This window comes from Arthrobacter sp. V1I7, from assembly GCF_030817015.1.
Taxonomy (GTDB): Bacteria; Actinomycetota; Actinomycetes; order Actinomycetales; family Micrococcaceae; genus Arthrobacter.
The window spans coordinates 1,261,194-1,280,283 of sequence record NZ_JAUSYS010000001.1; the positions used below are offsets into that span (position 1 = coordinate 1,261,194).

At 61.6% G+C, this 19,090-nt stretch carries 14 protein-coding genes and 3 pseudogenes; 8 read left to right on the plus strand and 9 right to left on the minus strand.

Features of this window, described 5'->3' with window-relative positions; all coding sequences use genetic code 11:
• Positions 1–279: 279 nt before the first annotated feature.
• Positions 280–1,503 (plus strand): IS110 family transposase, encoded by a 1,224-nt coding sequence (locus QFZ69_RS05950; RefSeq protein WP_306912914.1) that lies wholly within the window; start codon positions 280–282, stop codon positions 1,501–1,503.
• Between the two features lie 121 nt (positions 1,504–1,624).
• Here QFZ69_RS05950 and QFZ69_RS05955 read toward each other — a convergent pair.
• From QFZ69_RS05955 to QFZ69_RS05975, 5 genes and pseudogenes are all read right to left on the minus strand, one after another.
• Positions 1,625–1,752: pseudogene (locus tag QFZ69_RS05955) on the minus strand (recombinase family protein); the annotation flags it as partial.
• Between the two features lie 629 nt (positions 1,753–2,381).
• Positions 2,382–2,762, minus strand: coding sequence for a universal stress protein (locus QFZ69_RS05960; protein WP_306916335.1), 381 nt, complete (start codon positions 2,760–2,762; stop codon positions 2,382–2,384).
• A 43-nt stretch (positions 2,763–2,805) separates the two neighbouring features.
• Positions 2,806–4,857, minus strand: coding sequence for a tripartite tricarboxylate transporter permease (locus QFZ69_RS05965; protein WP_306916337.1), 2,052 nt, complete (start codon positions 4,855–4,857; stop codon positions 2,806–2,808).
• Positions 4,858–4,865: 8 nt separating this feature from the next.
• Entirely contained in the window at positions 4,866–6,074 is a 1,209-nt protein-coding gene (locus QFZ69_RS05970; protein WP_306916339.1) for a tripartite tricarboxylate transporter substrate binding protein, read from the minus strand.
• 83 nt (positions 6,075–6,157) lie between these two features.
• Complete coding sequence (locus tag QFZ69_RS05975; RefSeq protein WP_306916341.1) at positions 6,158–7,237, minus strand: PrpF domain-containing protein; 1,080 nt, start codon at positions 7,235–7,237, stop codon at positions 6,158–6,160.
• 279 nt (positions 7,238–7,516) lie between these two features.
• On the opposite strand from QFZ69_RS05975, the gene QFZ69_RS05980 reads away from it, so the two are divergent.
• The 3 genes from QFZ69_RS05980 to QFZ69_RS05990 all read left to right on the plus strand — a co-directional run bounded on the left by QFZ69_RS05980 (position 7,517) and on the right by QFZ69_RS05990 (position 10,856).
• Positions 7,517–8,431 carry a LysR family transcriptional regulator gene (locus QFZ69_RS05980; RefSeq protein WP_306916343.1) on the plus strand — a complete coding sequence of 305 codons (915 nt, stop codon included), beginning with the start codon at positions 7,517–7,519 and terminating at the stop codon, positions 8,429–8,431.
• Between the two features lie 132 nt (positions 8,432–8,563).
• Entirely contained in the window at positions 8,564–9,742 is a 1,179-nt protein-coding gene (locus QFZ69_RS05985) for an MFS transporter (RefSeq protein ID WP_306916345.1), read from the plus strand.
• 175 nt (positions 9,743–9,917) lie between these two features.
• Positions 9,918–10,856, plus strand: a complete 939-nt coding sequence (locus QFZ69_RS05990; protein ID WP_306916347.1) for a lipopolysaccharide assembly protein LapB — start codon at positions 9,918–9,920, stop codon at positions 10,854–10,856.
• A 207-nt stretch (positions 10,857–11,063) separates the two neighbouring features.
• On the opposite strand, the gene QFZ69_RS05995 is transcribed toward QFZ69_RS05990, so the two are convergent.
• The gene (locus tag QFZ69_RS05995; protein WP_306916349.1) at positions 11,064–11,432 is read right to left on the minus strand and encodes an amidohydrolase family protein; all 369 of its coding nucleotides are present in this window, start codon (positions 11,430–11,432) and stop codon (positions 11,064–11,066) included.
• Positions 11,433–12,115: 683 nt separating this feature from the next.
• On the opposite strand from QFZ69_RS05995, the pseudogene QFZ69_RS23245 reads away from it, so the two are divergent.
• The 3 genes and pseudogenes from QFZ69_RS23245 to QFZ69_RS06005 all read left to right on the plus strand — a co-directional run.
• Positions 12,116–12,268 (plus strand): annotated as a pseudogene (locus QFZ69_RS23245) (plasmid pRiA4b ORF-3 family protein); the annotation flags it as partial.
• A gap of 115 nt (positions 12,269–12,383) precedes the next feature.
• Positions 12,384–12,500: a hypothetical protein gene (locus tag QFZ69_RS23250; RefSeq protein ID WP_373461806.1), complete on the plus strand. Its 117-nt coding sequence runs from the start codon at positions 12,384–12,386 to the stop codon at positions 12,498–12,500.
• 326 nt (positions 12,501–12,826) lie between these two features.
• Positions 12,827–13,186 (plus strand): annotated as a pseudogene (locus QFZ69_RS06005) (isocitrate/isopropylmalate family dehydrogenase); the annotation flags it as partial.
• 324 nt (positions 13,187–13,510) lie between these two features.
• On the opposite strand, the gene QFZ69_RS06010 reads toward QFZ69_RS06005, so the two are convergent.
• From QFZ69_RS06010 to QFZ69_RS06020, 3 genes are all read right to left on the minus strand, one after another.
• Complete coding sequence (locus tag QFZ69_RS06010) at positions 13,511–16,132, minus strand: GH32 C-terminal domain-containing protein (RefSeq protein WP_306916355.1); 2,622 nt, start codon at positions 16,130–16,132, stop codon at positions 13,511–13,513.
• A gap of 256 nt (positions 16,133–16,388) precedes the next feature.
• Entirely contained in the window at positions 16,389–16,682 is a 294-nt protein-coding gene (locus tag QFZ69_RS06015) for a putative quinol monooxygenase (RefSeq protein WP_306916357.1), read from the minus strand.
• Positions 16,683–16,734: 52 nt separating this feature from the next.
• On the minus strand, positions 16,735–17,733 hold the full coding sequence (locus tag QFZ69_RS06020; RefSeq protein ID WP_306919612.1) for a LacI family DNA-binding transcriptional regulator: 999 nt from the start codon (positions 17,731–17,733) through the stop codon (positions 16,735–16,737).
• A gap of 164 nt (positions 17,734–17,897) precedes the next feature.
• On the opposite strand from QFZ69_RS06020, the gene QFZ69_RS06025 reads away from it, so the two are divergent.
• Entirely contained in the window at positions 17,898–19,016 is a 1,119-nt protein-coding gene (locus tag QFZ69_RS06025) for a substrate-binding domain-containing protein (RefSeq protein ID WP_306916359.1), read from the plus strand.
• The last annotated feature ends 74 nt before the right edge of the window (positions 19,017–19,090 follow it).

Here is a 19,090-nt window from a genome sequence, read left to right on the forward strand (position 1 = left end):
AAACCAGTTACACCGAAAACTTGACGCTGATACTGGAAGGGTCCGGGAATGCAGTGACCCGATACTTGACTGGCGGCCCCCTTCGGGGGACCTGTCCTTGACCTGATTTGTCCTGCGTTCCCGGGACCAGCCGTGGGCTCTGCCGGTTCATGACCTCATAGGAGCATGACCGATCCCATGACCAGTTGGCCCTGCCATGGTGCGCGTCCCTTCAGCGTCCTGTCTGCGGCCGACAGGGCCAACGGTGACAACCCGAACCGTTGCTTGGAAGGACACCATATGCCACACGCGAGAGCGGATGTCGACGCGGCCGGACGCGTCGCCGGGGTCGACACCCACACCGACACTCACACCCTTGCCATTCTCACCGAGAACGGCGCGGTGGTCTCCACCGCGACGTTCACGGCGGACAGCCGTGGCTATGCCGCGCTCATCGATGCCGTAGCCTCAGCCGGCCCCGTCCGGGGGATCGGTGTCGAGGGCACCAACTCCTACGGCGCCGGCCTGACCCGGGCCCTTCAGTCCGCCGGACACACCGTGCTGGAAGTCCTGCGCCCTACCCGGCAGGTGCGCCGGATGAATGGGAAATCAGATCCTGTCGACGCAGTCGAAGCTGCCCGTACGGTGCTTTCCGGCCGTGGCATCTCCATCCCGAAAGACACCAACACCGCCGCTGAATCCATCCGATTCCTGCTCGGCGCGCGGAAACGGTTCGTCTCCTCCATGACCTCGATCTCCAACGCCATTAAAGGGCTGCTGATCACCGCTCCAGAACCGGTCCGCGCCAGATACCGGGACCTGGACACGGACGCGCTGCTGCGCCGTCTGGCCAGTAGTCGTCCTGGATCCGATCTGGCCGGCCCTGAAGACGCCGCCGGGCTGGCCCTGAAGACGATGGCTTGCGCCCACCAGGAGCTCTCAGACCGCGTCGCCGGCATCGAGACGCAATTGCATGAACTCGTCCAGGCGCACCACCCAGCATTGCTGGATGTCTACGGCGTCGGGACCCTGGTCGCCGCGCAACTCGTCGTGACCGCGGGCGGCAACCCAGAGCGGATCCGCAACGAAGCGTCGTTCGCCGCGCTCTGCGGCGCCGCGCCAATCCCGGCGTCCTCCGGGCGCACCACCCGCCACCGGCTCAACCGTGGCGGCGACAGACAGGGTAACGCCGCCCTCCACCGCATCGCACTCGTCCGAATGCGCCACGACCCCAAAACCCGCGCCTACGTCGAGCGCCGCACACAGGATGGCAAGAGCAAGAAGGAAATCATCCGCTGCCTCAAAAGGGCCATCGTCCGAGAGATCTACCGCATCCTTACCAGCCCAGCAGTAAGGACGGTCCAAGCCGACCTCCGCGCCATTCGCACGAAAAAGAACATCACCCTCAGTCAAGTGGCCGTAGCCTTAAGCACGTGGCCCGCCCGGATCTCCGATATCGAGCGCAAAGCCCGGCCGCTGCCCGAACTCGCCGATCGCTACAGAAACTGGCTCGCCACCGCTTGACACACGATAGGAGCATCAGACCCCTTCGGTTCCGCATAGTGGCGCAGCGACGATGGGGGAGTGGCTTAGTCCAGCTTGGCGTGGCGCAGGTATTGATAGACGGTCTCGCGGCTGATCCGGCGAACCGCAGCAGTTCCGCGAGCTGGGCCTGGCAGTGTCCCTGCCCGAGGCCTTGTCGGTGAAGACTTGGTCCAGAACCTGGCCTTCGAGCTGGCGTTTTTCGTTTTGATCCAGCGTGCTCACCCGCATGTACCCAATCCGTTACCCGGCCACAGGTGCCTCCGACCCTCATCCGTAAGGTTGAATTTTAGGCCCATCGCAACCCGGTCAAACCAAGGGGTAGATCCGCAGCCGCCCTGACGACTCGGTGCAAAAATTGGGGCGGAGCAATTCCTTTGTTCTTTGGGACGTCTTCAGCTCAGCTTCGCTTGACTGGTCGCCGGTATACCCGTAGTCCATCGCCGTACAGGAACAGCGCGCGGCCTTTTCCGTCGTCCTGCTGGAGCCAGAGGACGCTGCCGTCCATGGCGAGCATGTCGATGCGGCCTGAGGTTATGACTTGTCCCTGATTGTGGATCTCTACTTGGTCGGCGCGGGAAAGTGTGGACCAGTTGGGGATGGGTTCGGGCCTCGGGGATCCAGTGTGGGGCGTGGTTATGCGAGAGCGGCTGTTCATCTCGGTTGTCCTTGATCTGGGGCGGTTCGGGCTAGTTCTTCTGGGTGGTTATGGGAGGAGGCAGGGTGACCGTTTGGTCACCCTGCCTCCGTTTGCGTGCTGCTCTGTCCTCGCGCCCGTCCGTCGGGCTACCTGTTGCGATGGAGTGCGGGAACGGCAGCACGCGCGCCGGACAATGTGTCCGGCAGTCAGTAGCGCAGGGTCAGAGTTTGTCCGCCCGGACTGCGAGTACGGGGCAGGTGGCGTCGAGCAGGATGCGCTGGACGGTGCTTCCGAGGATGAGCTTGCCCACCATGGACCGGTGTCTCAGTCCAATGACAATCACTTCGACGCCGCGGTCCTGGGCGATCTGGATGACCGCGTCCCCCGGATCGGCCAGGATTGAGGATTCGATGGTCAGGGCCAGGCCGGCTTCGGTCAGTTGGCCTTCGAGCTCCTGTAGTTCCTGCGTCTCCAGGTCGTGGTGGCCACGGCCAATGTTCACAATGAGCAGGTCTGACTTCCGCCGGTGGGCTTCCTTGATTCCCTCGGTCAGTGCCTCCCTGCCTTCGGGAGCGGATGCGTAGGCTACGAGTACCGTCATTTTTTGATTCTCCAATGGCGTTCTATTTGCGGGGTGTCCGGTGCTAGACGAGGGTGTTGAGCCAGCCCTGCGGCAGGTCGATCGGCAGCAGCGAGGGCAGTGCCAGGAGCACGATGTACAGGACGCCGGTGTAGATGATGGCAACCTTGAGCCGAGCCCTTGCGACTATCAGGAGGAAGGCCGGGATGAAGATCGTGACTGCAATCAGGTATCCGAAGGCGGCCGTGAGAGCCAGGAAGCCTGTCATCCATAGGAAGGTCTTCAATGCGAACTTTGCATCAAGGGTCCAACCTGCCTTCGCGGGCTGTGCGTCAAGGATCCCCTCTGCCTCCTCAGCAAGGATCCCCTCTGCCTCCTCAGCAAGGGTCTCATCTGCCTTCGGGGTTCTGTCGCGAAGCCTTCTCCGGATCTCAATGAAGAGCAGGATGCCGGAGAAGATCAGGCCTCCGGTGCTCACCAGCTGCGGGACCAGTCTGGCTTCCGGTGAGAATGAAGCGGACGAGATTAAGGCGGCGGCGAAGGCGACGAAGAAGATGCCTGATGCTGTGAGGGACCAGATTGAATTCTTCAGCGGAGCTTCGTCGTCCTCGGGCTGTTCGTCCCGGTGACCATCGTCAAGGTTGGTGTGTCGGCGCGCGCGGATGAACTTGATGAACGCCCAGATCATAGGCAGGATCAGGATTGCCAGGAAGACCATGACTCCGGGGCGGGCCATCCAATCGAAGCCTTCGTAGAGGCTGTCGGTGAGGAAGTAGTAGCGTTCCAGCGGAATGGCCAGGACGAAACCGATCAGGAACGGTGCCCGGGGGAACCCTGTCGATTTCAGCAGCCATCCGAAGACGCCGAGGATGATCATGATCCAGAGGTCGCCGAGCTGGCCGCCTTCCTGGAATGAGCCCAGGAGCATGATGGCTACGAGGCCTGCTGCCAGGACGGCGAAGGGGACCTTGGTCAGTTTTGCGAGTTGTTTGACGCTGAGGAAGCAGAGCAGCGCGCCAAGGATCGAGGCGATCGCGAAGGACCAGACGATCAGGTACATCAGGTCGAGGTGTTCGGTGATGATGGAGGGGCCAGGCTGGATGCCGTAGGTGAGGAGCATTCCCAGGAGCATCGCTGAGGGCACGCCGCCGGGGATGCCGAAGAGGAGGGTGGGGATCAGGTCGCCGGCTTCCACGGAGTTGTTGGCGCTTTCGGGGCCGACAATGCCGCGGGGGTCTCCCTTGCCGAACTGGCGCTTGTCTTTGGCGGTTGCGACGGCCTGGCCGTAGGCCATCCAAGTTCCGGCGGTGGCGCCGACGCCGGGCAGGACGCCTGCCCAGATACCGATGAGCGCTCCGCGGATGACCTGGGTCCAGTGGGTGAGCCATTCCCGGATGCCCTGGCCCCAGCCTCCGCCGAGGCTGATGGTTTGCTTTTCTCCGCGGCGTTGGCTGGCGCGGGATGCGATTTCGGCCAGACCGAAGATGCCCAGGGCAACGGCGACGAGTGACAGGCCGTCGCCGAGGAACAGGCTGCCGAAGGTAAAGCGTTCCTCAGCTGTGGTCGGTGAAGTTCCAACCATGCCCAGGATCAGGCCAAGGAGGCCTGCCGAGACTCCCTTGATGATGTTTCCCCGTGACAGGACTGCCGCCAAAGATACACCGAGGACGGTCAACATGAAGAGCTCGGGACTCGCGAAGGAAAGGACTAGGGGCCGGGCCAGCGGGATCGCGAGGGTCAGGCCGACCGCGCCGATGATGCCTCCGGCCATGGAGGAGAGGAACGCCAGGGTCAGCGCGCGGGCTGCCTGCCCCTTCTTGGCCATGGAGTAGCCGTCGAGCATGGTGACGCTGGCTGATGCTGAACCTGGGGCGCCGAGCAGTACGGCGGAGACGGTGTCGGAGGTGTGAACGACGGCGAGGGCGCCGATGAGGAGCGCCAGAGCCTGGGGCGGTTCCATGCCGAAGGTGATGGGCAGCAGGATTGCAACGGCTCCTGTGCCGCCAAGTCCCGGGATGAGGCCCATGATCAGACCGGCGACCGTGCCGATCAGGAGCATGATGAGGAGGGAGGGGTCAGCGAGGGATGCCAGCGCTGCCATTGCGGAGTCAAGCATGATGGTCCTTATTCAACGTGGATGTTGTATTTGTCCGCGAGCAGCCCTGTGACATAGGACCGGACGGAGCCGCTGACTTTGTAGGCGTCGCGGACGCGGTCGGCCATGCCGGTGTCCGCGACGAGCGGATAGCCGCCAAGTACTTTGGAAGCCTTTTCCTGGAAACCTGTGTCCGTGCCGAGCTTCTCGCTGGATTGGCGCAGCAACTCGTAGGCGTTCTCCGGTGTCTCCTGCGGAACCCAAAGTCCTTTTTGGTAGGTATAGGTGAGCCCGAGCAGGGTCTTGTAGGCGTCGTACTTTTCCCCTGACGGCTTCTTTCCGTGGAGAGTTTCGTAGGCTTCTGCGACAGTGGGCACGTCGGGGAAGTTCGGGTCACGGATGACGTCCCCGGCCTCGTTCAGCTGGCCGAAGGACATCAAGACGACGGCTTTGCCTTCCTTGACGATGCCGGCGACGGCCGAGCCGTAGGCTGAGGTCGTCTGGTAGTCCAAGTCGATTTCGCCGCGCTGCAGGGCCAGGTTGACCGGGCCTCGGCCTTCGAACCCGAAGGTGCTCGTGACGTCTGCTTCGAGCAGGTCGAAGGCTACCAGGGTGGTGATATCCAGGCCTGTGGCGCTGATCCCACCGAACTCGAGCGGCTGGTCTCTGTTGATCAGGTCCTGAATACCGGTTAGCCCGGCTTCGGCCCGGGCGTAGATGACTCCGCCGGTGCCGTTGACGACGACGGGCTTAAGGTCTTCAAAGGAGTATTTAACGGCCGAGCGGCCCAGGACCCAGGGCACTACGGTTGATGCCGTGCCGACCAGGATCTCGGTGCCGTCGGTCTTGGCTGAGCGGGCGAACCTGTTGGTGCCCAGAATGCCTTCGCCGCCGGCTTCGTTCACGGGTGCAAAACCGGGGCGGCCGGGGACGTAGTTAGTCAGTTCGGTGCCGATGAACCGGGCCCAGGTATCTGTTCCACCGCCTGAAGCCAGGGGAATCAGGAATTCGAGGGTTTCGCCGCTGAAATTGCCGTCTTCGGTGCTGGAGGGCGGGTTCAGCAAGCTGCCACCAAGGACGGTGGTTGCCGTTCCCAGCAGTGCGAATGCGCCTACGGCTGTGAGGATGGTGCGCCGGGAGTGCTTGGGCGGATCAGGCTGCTCGCTTGGCTCGGTCTGCCCGTCGGTGCCTTCCGGGAAGAGTCCGGGCGGCTCCAAGGATGACTTGTTGCTCGTCATTGAGGAATCCTTTGCTTGGGCCTACCTCAATGCAACACCACTCCGGTGTCGATAAGAGGACGGGCTGTTATTTTGTGTTCCGCTTACCAGGACTCTGGAAGCAGCAGTTCGGCGTCCGCGATGCGGCGGGCGCTTCGAATGGTTCCGACGACGGGCACGCCGTCGCTGATTTCCGCCCATGTCTGGACTAGGCCGGCGGGGGTGCGCATAATCAGCCCGGACGAAGGATCCGTTGAGAGGAGGTCCCGGACCACTGTGCGTTCCTGCTGAGCCGCCATGGTCAGCGCCACACTTCCCGTGATAGCCAGGGCCGGGTGGAGCCTGCCCATGGACAGCATTCTGACGTTGAGGTCAGCTTCATCCTCCGGGCCCGCCCTGCCAACGAGTGCCAGCTTCGGTATCGCCCGCGCGGCTTCAGCACGTGTGGCTACAAGGCCCATGCGGACGGCGGCATCCCGGCGTACGTCATCCAGATGCACAAGGAGTGCAGCCTGGCCGTCGATGTCCGCGGCCGTCTCGGTGCCGGTGAGGCCGATGGACTCAGCGTCCAGAATAATCAGGGGAGCACCGGCATCAATGAGCGTGGCCGAGACTTCCCGTCCGTCGAATGTCACCTTCTCCACCGGTTCACCGGTGGGGAACAGTTTCCCTGTAGTCCTCCCGGCGGGATCCAGGAATCCCATGCCGACCGACAGCCCGGGGAACGGAACGCCCGGGATCATCTGAGTGCCCGGATCCTGAAGTTTGCCACCCGGAGTCGGAACCTTCTGCAGAATCAGCTGATCGGTGTTGGTGTTCAGGGTCCGCACGGCTGTGCTCTCCTGGCCGGGAGCCACCCAACCTCGTTGGATTGCATACGGTGCGACCACGGCTGAGCAGTTGCCGCAGTTACTGCCCCAATCAACTCTCTGCTCGTCGATGGCCACCTGTGCGAACGTGTAGTCGACATCGGCCTCGTCGCTGAGGGAGCGGGAGAGGATGACGGCCTTGCTTGTCGTGGATGTTCCGCCTCCGACGCCGTCGATCTGACGGTTGTCGGGGCTGCCGAAGAGACGCAGAAGAACTTCGTCCACGCTCTTTCCAGGGACCTGTAGGTTGTCCCATTCGAACACCCAGCATTTGCTGGTTCCGCCCCGCATCCACGCCGCTGGGATCTTAAACATGATTGCTTTCACACCTTCCTGGGCCCTTCCTTGGGCCTGCAAGCCTTGCCGGCTGGTCTAAGTGTGATCCGAACCTCATATGAAATACAAACGGCAAATAATGCATATCCCTGCACTCATACTTCAATCAGCCGACCTTGAGATGCCCTTTTACAGGGCCAGGCACCCTAACCTGAACAAATCTTGAGTGATCAGGAGCGCCAAATTGTGGCCGATCTGAAGCGCAGGCATAGGATTGTGAGGGGGGCGTAAGAAATACTTCAAAGGAGGTGGCCGACTGTGTTGAACATCCGGAGGCTCGAATTGCTCTTAGACGTGGTCGAGCTCGGATCGATTACCGCTGCTGCAGAAAAGCATGTGTACTCCCCGTCGGGAGTTTCGCAGCAGCTGCGGCGCCTGGAAGCCGAAATCGGGCAGCCACTTCTTCAGCGGCAGACCCGTGGTATGGTCCCCACTGATGCCGGGCATGTTCTTGCAGCGCACACGCGACGCATCCTGCGTCAGATGGCTGCCGCTGAGGCGGATCTGGCAGAAATCGCAGGACTCCACCGGGGCAGCCTGACCATGGGGACCTTCCCCACCCTGGGCGGATCCTTTCTCCCGCTCGTGATCAGCCGGTTCAAGAAGGAGTACCCGGCGATTGAGCTGCACGTCCGCAGCAGCCGTTTCGAGGACTTGGTTGAGATGCTGGAAAACGGCCAGGTTGGAATGTCTCTCCTCTGGGACTACGAATGGAACCGGATCAATCCGGGGGACTTTGCCCTCACGACTGTTTTCGAGGACGCCACGGCGCTCATTGTGGGCAAGGACCACCGACTGGCGCGACGAAAGCAGGTGGACATGGCAGACCTGGCCGCCGAAGAATGGATCGTTCGCGGGGATGCGCATCCTGTGGTTGAAGTACTGCAAAGAAGCGCAAGTGCGGCAGGGTTCAGTCCACGGATCGCTTTCCAGGCCAACGACTACCAGGAGGCCCAAGCAATGGTCAGTGTTGGCCTGGGCATAGCGCTTGCTCCGCGAACCGCCGTCGTCAATAAGCATCCCGGTGTCAGCATCGTTTCACTGGGTGCGAGTGCCCCGTCCCGAAGGGTGCTCCTCGCCCACCGCCACGACAGGGTACGGGCTGCCGCAGAAATGGCCTTCCAGGCAACCCTCCTGGAGGTTGCCAAAGATACAACCGCGGACTTCCGGTGAAGCGCTGCGTTCGAGAAGTCCCGTGTCTGCGGTGAGGCAGGTTGTATCCGGATCGCGTCGCTTGGCAACGACTGACCTGACCGCACCAAAGGGGGAATGGTGAGCGAGGGGAAGTCCACCCGGTGGTTATGGATGCTGATCGCATCCGCGGTGCTTTGCCAAATCGCTCTCAATCTGGCGAGGCCACTCATTTCTTATAAGGTGTTGGCCCTGGGCGGTGACTCGGTTGCAGTGGGCTTGACTTCTGCCTCCTTCGCCCTCCTTCCCGTGGCGATCGCCCTCTGGCTCGGTCGCCTGTCAGACCGCCGAACCTCGATGAAGGGCATCACCCTGGCGGGCACGCTCTTACTCGCAACCGGTCCATTCCTGCTCTCGGCCGCCCCATCCCTTCTGCTCGTTGCTGTGTCCAGCGCAGTACTGGGTATTGGACACCTGTGCTTCACGATTGCCGGGCAGTCCGCCATCGCACGATTCGTTCCCCTCAGCCGGATGGACGCAGCCTTCGGCTGGTTCACCGCGGCGTTCTCCCTAGGCCAGCTCGTTGGTCCCCTTCTTGGCGGTCTGGCCATGGGATCTGCAGGAAACGCGTCCACAGCCACCCGGCTCATTGACGCGAACGCGGCATTGATACTCGCGGGGGCGATATCGGTGCTGGCCATTCCGGTCGCCCTCGGGGCATCGGCGAGAGAACGCGCAAGTGCCCGAGAAGCCTCAGAGGCAGCTCAAGCGAAGGCTCCCACATCAAAGTCTGTCGCCCACCTTCTGGGTATCCCCACCGTGAAGACCAATATGCTCGCCAGCCTCGCACTGCTGGCCACAACCGACATCATCGTTGCGTTCCTACCTCTACTGGGAGAAGAAAACGGGATCGCACCCATCGGAATCGGCGTCCTTCTGGCGATTCGGGCGGCCGCCTCGATCACATCCCGCCTGCTCCTGCCCGTGATGCTGTCCCGATGGAGCAGAACCGGACTCATCACCGCCAGCCTCGCGGGGGCAGGTATCACCCTATCGATCCTGCCATGGCTGTTCGGGAATCCTGTCCTGGCCGCGGTCCTCTTAGCCATCATTGGATTCTTCCTCGGACTCGGACAACCCATCACGATGACACTCATCACCCAAGCGGTCCCTCCCGAGGCGCGAGGCGCCGCACTGGCGCTGAGGCTGCTAGGCAACCGCCTCGGACAGGTTGCCCTGCCGATCGGGGCAGGGTTGCTGGCAACTCCAGCCGGACCGGGCGGAGCCTTATGGATGTCGTCAGCAGTTCTTTGCGCCGCGTCCATAAGATGGCCAAGAAGGCCCAGAGCCTAGGCCTGGCATCTGAAACGAAGTGCCATGGATTGCCGACTTGCTTAGGGACCGGCGGCATCCAAAAGTTGTATTGGCTGGCAGTATCAGCAACATAGGCGGGTTCATCCATCACAATGAAACTAACGGTCACGACGCCGTGAATGTGGAGATGATGTAGCGCCGAGCGGAGCCGCAGATGAATCAGAACCAGCGACAAGCAGAAGTCGCGGTAGAGCTCCAAAAAACGGTTGACCGCGGCGACCCTGATCACGCCCCAAGGGCCGCAGTCACCCTAGGGACACTGCGGCTAGAATCCGGTGACCCCGCCGGAGCACAAAGGGCGTTCCAGACTGCCAAGGACAGCGGCCATCCCGAGTACGCCCCAAGAGGTGCTGTCCTTGTCGGGATAAGGCTGATGGAGGCCGGCGACTGGGACGGAGCCCGTCATGCGTATGAGCAGGCTATTGCCAGTCGCCATCAAAATCATGCCCCTTCCGCCTGGGTCATGATGGGGATGCTCCTGGAAAAACAAGGACATCTGGCTGAGGCGAACGCAGCATACCGGACAGCAGTCGACAGTGGTCACCCTGAATATGCACCCCTGGCCGCGGTCGGGCTGGGGCTACTCCTCCAAGGACAGGGCGACGCTATCGGCGCCCAAAGGGCCTACCAAACAACAATTGACAGTGGACACCCCGACCACGCACCCTTCGCGACGCTACTAATGGGGGAATACTTCACCGGGGGAGATCTGCGGTCCCGTAAGCGCTTCCGCAACACAGCGGCCGGTTACGGGAACCCGGACGTTCTCGTGAGCCTTGCCGAGCTTTACATTGCCGAGCAGGAAATACCCACAGCCCGCCGGCTGCTTCAACAGGCGGCGGTCTTGGGCAACAGTGTCGCCGCCCATTCGCTTCAGATATTCGGTCGTCCGGACGCCGACACGATAACCAGTGACGCCGCATCAAAAGCAGTCCTAGCATCTGCTCAAGAGGACGACACTGACAGCATGAACATGCTCGGCCTTCTTGCCGCCGTTCACGGAGACGTCGTCGAAGCACGCTCATGGTGGACTAAGTCCGCCAGCGAGCGGGACATGATTGCCCCACTGTTGCTCTCACGCCACTTGGGTTAGTGGACTTCACCATTACGAGGATGCCGAAAGGGAGTGTGGACGGACCCTCGGCCAATGACCATCGAACAGCTCCATATTGCCGAAGTAGCCCACAATTCCAGATCTCTGCCCAGGCATCGCAGCTCACCTGAGGGAGCCTGCGCCGCCGGGACGAGATCAACCGGGACCGGAAAGGGCTCATGTTGTCGGAAGCGGGAAGTCATGGAATCAAGCCGTAAAAGCGCGCGCCCCGTTCTCGTAAAGGGCGAGACTCGCGTCCTCAGCAAGAATGTCCGCAACGAGTTCCACGTCCTTCGGCTGAAACGGCTCGCGGGCTCTCGTGCTAGGAATGTCAGTTCCAAACATCAAAGCCTCGGGATTCTGCTTGTGGATTTCCCGGATAGCGGAAGCGACGTCGAGCTCAACCCGACCAAACCCCGTGGCTTTCACCCGTACGCCACGGGACACAAGGCGGAGCAGGACATTGCGATGCATCGAAGTCATGCCCAGGTGGTCGATGCTCACCTTGGGAAGTGCTGCAATGACCGGTTCCAACTCGACTAGGTCGTTCGCGTCGAGGTAGAACTCGAAGTGCATCCCTGCAACGTCCCAGACGCGTCGCCCAATCTATTTCCGCGGAGCCGCCCCGGTAGAGATTGAATCGAACGCCACGGACTCCCGCTTCACCGAGACGAAGAAGTTCGTCGTCGCTTGTCGTCTCGGCAATATTGGCAACGCCCACGAACATAGGGCCAAGAGTTGCCAACGCAATCAATCAGATAACTCTGGTCGAACGCCTGGAATGAACCAGAGACGACAGCACCGCCCGTAACTCCCAGATCTGAAACGGCGCCAAGATAATCCGCCGCCGTGAATTCGGGCGGCAGGTATCCGTTGTTCCGCACGAGCGGGAAGCGGGTATCGATGATGTGGAAATGGCCGTCAAAGATCTGTCGAATCATTGTGTTCCCCGTAAGTGGATTGTGCGCCTCAAACCCTCATTCTGTCAGCTTGAGTTCGAGGCCCGCCCGAGAAAAGTCAGGACATACGCCACCGATTCGTCAGGTTGGGGTGTAGCCCGACCTGTCGATGACTCAAGTCAAGGTTCCCTGATTGCCTATCGTGCGCCGAGTCGGGCCGAGGCTGAAGCCACACGATCTTTGGCGAGGAACGGCGCTGTGCTGACCGCGTCCATGTTTCCGGCGGTTGCCGGTCAGACCTCACTGAGCGCCAGCCGATCGTAACTGCCCGCTTACCGTCCTTTCCCCGGGCTGTGATTGGTGCGATTACACCTGCAGTGGATTCCCGGGCAGGAATGCGAAGAACCGGATGACAGGCCCCAGGAAGATTGGTCCCTTGATCAGCTGATCGCGCTTGGTGTAGGCGCAGCGTTCTACGAATACGACTTTGGCGACAGTTGGCTGCACCGGCTCGAGCTGGTGTCCCGCCGGCCCGCAGACGAAGAGACTCCGCCCGCACGGCTGAGCGGCGGCGCCCCGCGCGTCCCGGCTGGAAGACTCTGGAGGATTTCCCAACTACGAGGAGATCATGGAAGCCTTGGCCGATTTGACCCATCCTGGCTACGTCGAACACGCCAAATGGGTGGCCGAACTAACCCGCTCCGATGCGCCTTTTGACCTCTGCCGTGAACCGGGCGCTGACTGAGCCGTTCTGACTTAACGGAGTCTGGGCAATAGGCCACGAATGATGGCAGGAAACAGCCCCTTTCACGGGCACTCCCCCGCTAATTTTCAGAGAACCGATAACGCAACAGCCAGTGCGAGCTCTGGGTCTCAGTAGGCCAGGCAAGCCCCGCCGTAGCCTAATGCTCACCGGGCCTGCATCCGCCTAGTTTTACTGCTGGGCCCGCAGCGCATTTTTGAACTGGCTGGCCATCTCCTCGCGGAAGCCATCGAAGTCACCCTCCAAAGCAATCGCAGCCAATTTGTCGTGCTCAACGGCGATTTCATGGAGGTCGCTGTAAGTACGGTGTCGGCTTGGCCCCGAGCGCCAACCTGAACCCCGAAGGCGACTTCCCGTCCCTCTTCGAACCGGTCCACGGCTCGGCACCGGATATCGCAGGCAAGGGCCTGGCCAACCCCGTGGGCCAGATATGGTCCGGAGCGATGATGCTCCAGCACCTCGGCCACCCCGAGGCTGCCGAGCACCTCCAACTGGCGTTCGAATCCGCACTCCGGGACGGCTTGGGCACCCGCGACGTCGGCGGCCCGTCCTCCACCTCCGAATTCACCGCCGCGGTTCTGGCCGCCATTGACGTCTATCACGCGCTGGATGCGATCGATGCGGACGTGTCACGCGGCCCGGCGGCAGCACCGGCGTCGTCATCGTGACCGCCCCCACGAGGCACCAGGCCTATTGTCCCGCGATGGCGACGTTGGGGGCGGTGGTAAGGGTCCGGCGGAGCTGGGAGCGGCATTGAGCTGTCCTGCAGGGCCCGAACTCCGCTGCCAGGACGGTCGGGGAAGTGCCGGAAGGTGGGGGCACATATGCCTGGTCGCCCGCAATGTGTCCAGGCGACGTAGAGCCAAAGCAACGATGGCCGACACCTAGCAACACGGCCGCAAGGAAAAGATGAAGGGACTGAGCTCGGTGTATTACCGGACTCAGTCCCTTCAGGTCCAGCTCTCAGGTGAGCTGGTCATATTGTGGGTGTGTTATTTCTTTTCGGGGAGGAACATTGCTTTTTCCAGCGGTGTCACGGTGAGTGATTTGAGCTGCGCGGTCCCGCCTTCGGCGAAGAGGGCCATCTTGTCGGCTCCCGGGTTGGGGAATACCTGGTCGGTGATGGTCTTCAGGCCGTTCTGGGCGAACACCTCCACGGAGGAGCGGTCGAGGTAGATCCGCATGGTGATGTTGCCGTTCTTGTCCAGCGTGACGGGGGCGTCCTCGATGGAGGCGAAGGCCGGGTGGAATGCGGTGTTGCCGGAGTTTGTCCGGTCAACGAACATCTTGCCGGTAGTGGCGTCGTAGCCGATGACCGTGGATGACTGTCCGTCGCCGAGGACGGTGATGCCGGATTTTGTTGCGGTACCGGGGGCGAAGGTGATGTCCACCAGCTGCACCTGGCCTGCCGACTGTGCAGGCAGCGGGTGCGTGCCTGCTGAAATCGGGCCGCCCTTCTTGTCGTTGTAGGTGACTTTCCCTCCCAGTTTTTCGACTTGCTTTACGGCGCTTTGGGTGAGGCGGGGGCCGTCAGGGGTTTGGGTGAGTTTTACTTCGCGGGGAAGGGCCATGGCGCTGCGCCAGGGGCTGGTTGGGGTGTTGTTGGCGTAATCCCAGTTGCTCATCCAGCCCAGCATGATCCGCTTGTCGTCGGGCATGTTGGCGAAGGATACGGTGGCGTAGTAGTCCCGTCCGTAATCCAGCCAGTCATAGGACTCCAGACGGGAAGTCGCTGGGGTGGAGCTTGCTGTGAATTCGTCCGCGAGTATGTGCCCCCAGCCGAACCTGTTGTTATCGACAACCTTGATTTGTGCCTGCTGGCCAACGAATTCCTTGACATCCCATGATGCCCAGTCCAAGGATTCACTGTCGTTGCCGGTGGCCGTACGGACCACCTGTTCGTTGACTACCAGATTCACCGTTTCTTCATCGGACCTGGGAACAGCTGCGGTGTCGGTGAGCATGACGTGGTCAAGGGTCAGGTGTCCCCACCCGCCGGTAGCTTCGTCAACGATCCGCAGCTGGGCGTTTTGCCCGGCGAATTCGGAGACGTCCCAGCCTTTCCAGTTCAGCAACCCGGCATTGTCGCCGGCCAGGGAGCGGACCACGTTGCCATTAATCAGCAGTTCGACTGCGAGGGTCTGTCCGAAGTCCGCCGAACGGTTGCCGCCTCCGACCAACATGCTCATGAAATTCTTCGTGATGGGGAACTCGGGTGATGTCAGGGTACCTTGGCGGTCATCACCGGGCACGGTGCCGGTTTCGAACGTGTTAATCCGTTTGGCGCCAATGTAATAGTCCCCACCGCTGGTGGCTGGCTGGAAATTGGGGGTCAGGTCTCCTGTGCCGGTCCAGCCGGCATCGGCCAGCGTAGTTCCCTCGGGAACCTCAAAGCCTTCAAACTTGAGCTCTCCCTCGGGCGGGTTATTGTCCAGCTTGTCGGAGACATGGGGATGCTTGCCTCCGCCTACGAGGAAGTTCAAGTAGTCGTCCGTCACGGTGAATGTGGGTGACTGCATGGAACCGAGGGGCCAGTCCCCGTCATTGAAGGAGTTGATCAGTCCGCTGCCGCCGAATCCGGTCACGGGGCTCTGACCGGGCAGGGAACCGGTCGCCGGGGCGTCACCGAAGGGGCCATTCTTCCAGTTGCCCGGTTCGTTGTTCACCGTCCAGCCGTTGTAGGTTCCGTCGTTGAATCCGGCCACGACTGTTCCGGCCGGTGGGGCAGGGGCTGGTTCGGTGGTTTCGGAGGTGAACGTGGTGCCGTCGAAGTTGCCCACGAAGTACTGGACGGCTGAGCCTCCAGCGACGCCGCCGGGGTTGATGCTGACTATCATGACCCATTTGACGTTGTTCGGGTCACCGTCAACAGCCAAGGGGAACAGGTCGGGGCATTCCCACTGCCCGCCAGTGGCGTTGGCGGGCCCGAAGTCGCTCAGTGCGGTCCAGTCCTTAAGGTTGTCGGACTTGTACAGGACAACCTTGTGCTCCTGCGATTCCACCGCGGTCATGACCCAGTAGCCTCCGCCGGCCGGGTTGTCGTACCAGAACACTTTGGGATCACGGAAATTGGCTGAATTCCGGTTCAGCACGGGATTGCCGTCGTACTTGGTCCAGGTCTGGCCATCGTCCAGGCTGTAGGCCAGGGACTGGGCCTGGAGCCCGCGGTGCGGGGACGCTTCCTTATAGGCGCTGGTGTAGATCGCGATCAGCGGCGGGTTCTCGGCGGTGCCGAGTCCGGACGTGTTGTTTTTGTCCACGACGATGCTGCCGGAGAAGACATCTTCCTGTGCATCGGTGGAGATGGCCAACGGCTGCTCTTCCCAGTGGACGAGGTCCTTGGACGTGGCGTGGCCCCAGGACATGTTCCCCCAGGTGTTCCCGGAGGGGTTGTGCTGGTAGTACAGGTGGTAGACGCCCTTATGGAAGACGAGCCCGTTGGGGTCGTTCATCCAGTTCTTCTCGGGCGTGTAGTGGATGGCCGGCCGGTGCTGCTCATCCCCGAGTTCGGCGGCGGAGGCGGGCATGGAACCAGCCAGTGCTGCGGCGAGCGAGAGGCTGGCCAGTGTCAGTGCAGAGACGCTGCGCGTCCTCCGCATTGTGGATTGTTTCATGTTGCTTGTGTCGCCCTTCATTGCGCGTGTCTAGCCAGTAGACAACGTTGTCAGTCAGTGCGTTGGACACTAAAAGATGTCTAGCGGACAAGTCAACGGTCATTTTGTGCCGATTTTTTCAGGTTCTGACCGAGGTGCTGCCCACTGGCACGACGCTTGGCCCCGCGTCCGTGGGACGGGGGCTGAGGCGATTTGATGGGCTGCCTTTACCGGGAACCGGGGGTGGCGGCTACCCGATGGCGGCTGTTTGGCTGGGCTATTGAACGGGATTGAGCCAGGTCAGCTCCGAGGCGTCGCCTTCGATGTGGCGGGCCAGTTCCTCGTTGAACCTGGCTCCGTAGTCGGCGTTGATGTGCTCCTGGAACGCGGCTTCATCCCGGTAGACCTCGAAGACGAAGTATTCCCGGGGATTCTCTTCGCGGGTGTAGGGGAGAAACAGTTCGTTGCCTGCTTCCTTCCGGACGTGCTGGGTCAATTCGACCATCATGGCGGCAACGCGAGCCTCACTGCCGGCTTTGACGGTGAACTCGGCATACAAGGTTTTGGTCATGATCTCTCTCTTCAGGTTGGTTTTGCAGAGGCGAAGTTCTTTGGGAAGAGGGTTATGCCGACGGGCGGATTTCGCCGGATCCTCTTTGGATGAGCTCGGAGGGGACAACGTACGTCCGCGGAGCTTGATCGTCGCCATCGATTCTGGCCAGAAGTCGTTCGGCCGACATGACGCCGATCCGCTCCGGGTGTTGAGCGATGACAGTAACCCCGGGGTCCATCATGTCGGCAAGCGTGAAGTCGTCAAACCCGACCAGCGCCACACGCTTGTGTACGCCGAGTTCCTTCAGGGCGCGCATTGTGCCGAAGGTGACCAGGTTCTGACTGGAGAAGATTGCCGTCGGAGGATCCTCAGAACTCAACAGTTCAAGGGCTGCCCGCCTCGCTGCTCCCTCATCATGAAGATTTTCCACGACGGGCAGCGTAGAGGTGGGAATTCCTGCCCTGCCGACCTCCTCGAGGAAGCCCCGCCGGCGCTCCCGTGCGGTCTGAATGTCCGTGCGGTCGCCCAGGTAGGCCAATTTGGTGTGTCCGTGCGTCAGCAGATGTGCGGCCGCTTTGCCCGCGCCCACTGCGTTGTCAGTGACCACAGCATCAGCCTCAACCCCAACCGGCTCCCGGTCAATAAAGACCATTGGCAGGTTTCTGGAGTGCTCCGGGATCATATACGCCTGGTTTTTTGCGATGGGTGTGAGGACAAGCCCGTCGACGCGCCTACCCAAAAAGGCGGCGATAATGGCCTGTTCCCGCTGAGGGTCATCGTCGAGACTGGCGGCGAAAACGGCTATTCCCCTGACGCCAAGCGCATCTTCCATGGCCCGGTGTATCTCACCGCTGAACGGGTTGGAGACACTAGGCAGCAGGAGGCCAACCGAGAGGGTCCTTCTGCCTGCTCGGCGCAGACTGCCGGCTGTGACGTCCAGATGGTAATTGAGCTGCGCGACGGCATCGAGCACCTTTTGCCGAGTGGCCTCGGACACCCCGGCTTCGTCGTTGATTACACGTGACACGGTCTTGATTCCGACACCTGCGAGTGCGGCCACATGGCGCATCGTGGGCCGGGTCGGGGACAGAGGTGGCTGGTAACGATCGGACATCGTTGTCAAGAAAACCGCTCCTTCTCATTCATTTCCTATTGACTCTAGCGTGTGATCCTGCTTACCTCGTTATGACATCGTTGTCGAGGCCATGGCGGCCTCAAACACCAGGAGATTCAATGTTGAGTTCCAAATCCCACCTTGCAACGGCCACTCGCATCTTTGCGGCGGGAGCGGCCCTTACCCTAGGAACGCTCAGCCTTTCCGCTTGCGGAGGAAGTTCCACCGCGCCGGCTGCCAGCGAAGGCACGTCAGGCGAAAAAGTCGGCGTTTCCCTGATCGTGAAGACCACGACCAACCCGTTCTTTGTTTCGATGCAGGACGGGGCGAAGAAGGCTGCCGAGGCCGAGGGCGTAGACCTGAAGCTCGCCGCCGGCAAGGCCGACGGCGATGAGGACACCCAGATCCAGGCCATCGAAAACGCGATCTCCAAGGGCGACAAGGGCATACTCATCACCCCGAACGGCCCGTCCGTGGTGGATGCCCTTAAGAAGGCCAGGGATGCCGGGCTCTTCGTCATCGCCCTGGATACCCCGCCGGACCCCGCCGATGCAGTGGACATCACGTTCGCCACGGATAACTTCGCCGCCGGCGAGCTGATAGGCAAATGGACCGCAGCCCAGCTGGACGGGAAAAAGGCCACGATCGCGCTCGTGGACCTTTTTGACGACAAGATCGTCTCGGTTGATTACAACCGGGACCAGGGTTTCCTGACCGGCCTGGGCATAGACACTGCGGACAAGAAGAAGAACGGCGACGAGGCCAAAACCGGAAAGTACACGGGCGGCAAGGGCGGCGACTACGAGATCGTTGGCAACCAGGCCTCGCAGGGCGCTGAAGACGGCGGCCGCACCGCCATGGAAACCCTCCTATCGAGCAATCCCGACATCAACGTTGTCTACACCATCAACGAGCCTGCCGCGGCAGGCGCCTTCGAGGCGCTGAAGTCCGCCGGCAAGGACAAGGACGTGCTGGTCGTCTCCGTTGACGGCGGCTGCACGGGTGTGAACAACGTCAAGTCCGGTGTCATCGGCGCCACCGCTCAGCAGTACCCGGTCAAGATGGCCGAACTGGGAGTGAAGGCAATCGTGGATCTGGCTAAGACCGGGAATAAGCCGGCCAACTCCGAGGGTCTGGACTTCTTCAACACCGGCGTCGAACTCGTCACCGACAAGCCGGCCGACGGCCTCAAGAGCATCACCACCACGGAAGCTACCGACATCTGCTGGGGAAAGTAACCACCCAGCTTCCCGCGGGGAGACCGGAGCCGCTATCGGCCTCCCCGCGCTTGTCTACCGAGCTAGCTCCGCTA

What these genes read in the sequence shown, in the direction of transcription:
- QFZ69_RS23250 (WP_373461806.1), top strand. Translation starts at nt 12,384, where the DNA reads ATGGAAGCCTTGGCCGATTTGACCCATCCTGGCTACGTCGAACACGCC.
- QFZ69_RS05960 (WP_306916335.1), bottom strand. Translation starts at nt 2,762, where the DNA reads ATGACGGTACTCGTAGCCTACGCATCCGCTCCCGAAGGCAGGGAGGCA.
- QFZ69_RS05965 (WP_306916337.1), bottom strand. Translation starts at nt 4,857, where the DNA reads ATGCTTGACTCCGCAATGGCAGCGCTGGCATCCCTCGCTGACCCCTCC.
- QFZ69_RS06015 (WP_306916357.1), bottom strand. Translation starts at nt 16,682, where the DNA reads ATGACCAAAACCTTGTATGCCGAGTTCACCGTCAAAGCCGGCAGTGAG.
- QFZ69_RS05970 (WP_306916339.1), bottom strand. Translation starts at nt 6,074, where the DNA reads ATGACGAGCAACAAGTCATCCTTGGAGCCGCCCGGACTCTTCCCGGAA.
- QFZ69_RS05995 (WP_306916349.1), bottom strand. Translation starts at nt 11,432, where the DNA reads ATGCACTTCGAGTTCTACCTCGACGCGAACGACCTAGTCGAGTTGGAA.
- QFZ69_RS06025 (WP_306916359.1), top strand. Translation starts at nt 17,898, where the DNA reads ATGTTGAGTTCCAAATCCCACCTTGCAACGGCCACTCGCATCTTTGCG.
- QFZ69_RS05990 (WP_306916347.1), top strand. Translation starts at nt 9,918, where the DNA reads ATGAATCAGAACCAGCGACAAGCAGAAGTCGCGGTAGAGCTCCAAAAA.
- QFZ69_RS06020 (WP_306919612.1), bottom strand. Translation starts at nt 17,733, where the DNA reads ATGCGCCATGTGGCCGCACTCGCAGGTGTCGGAATCAAGACCGTGTCA.
- QFZ69_RS05985 (WP_306916345.1), top strand. Translation starts at nt 8,564, where the DNA reads ATGCTGATCGCATCCGCGGTGCTTTGCCAAATCGCTCTCAATCTGGCG.
- QFZ69_RS06010 (WP_306916355.1), bottom strand. Translation starts at nt 16,132, where the DNA reads ATGAAACAATCCACAATGCGGAGGACGCGCAGCGTCTCTGCACTGACA.
- QFZ69_RS05950 (WP_306912914.1), top strand. Translation starts at nt 280, where the DNA reads ATGCCACACGCGAGAGCGGATGTCGACGCGGCCGGACGCGTCGCCGGG.
- QFZ69_RS05975 (WP_306916341.1), bottom strand. Translation starts at nt 7,237, where the DNA reads ATGTTTAAGATCCCAGCGGCGTGGATGCGGGGCGGAACCAGCAAATGC.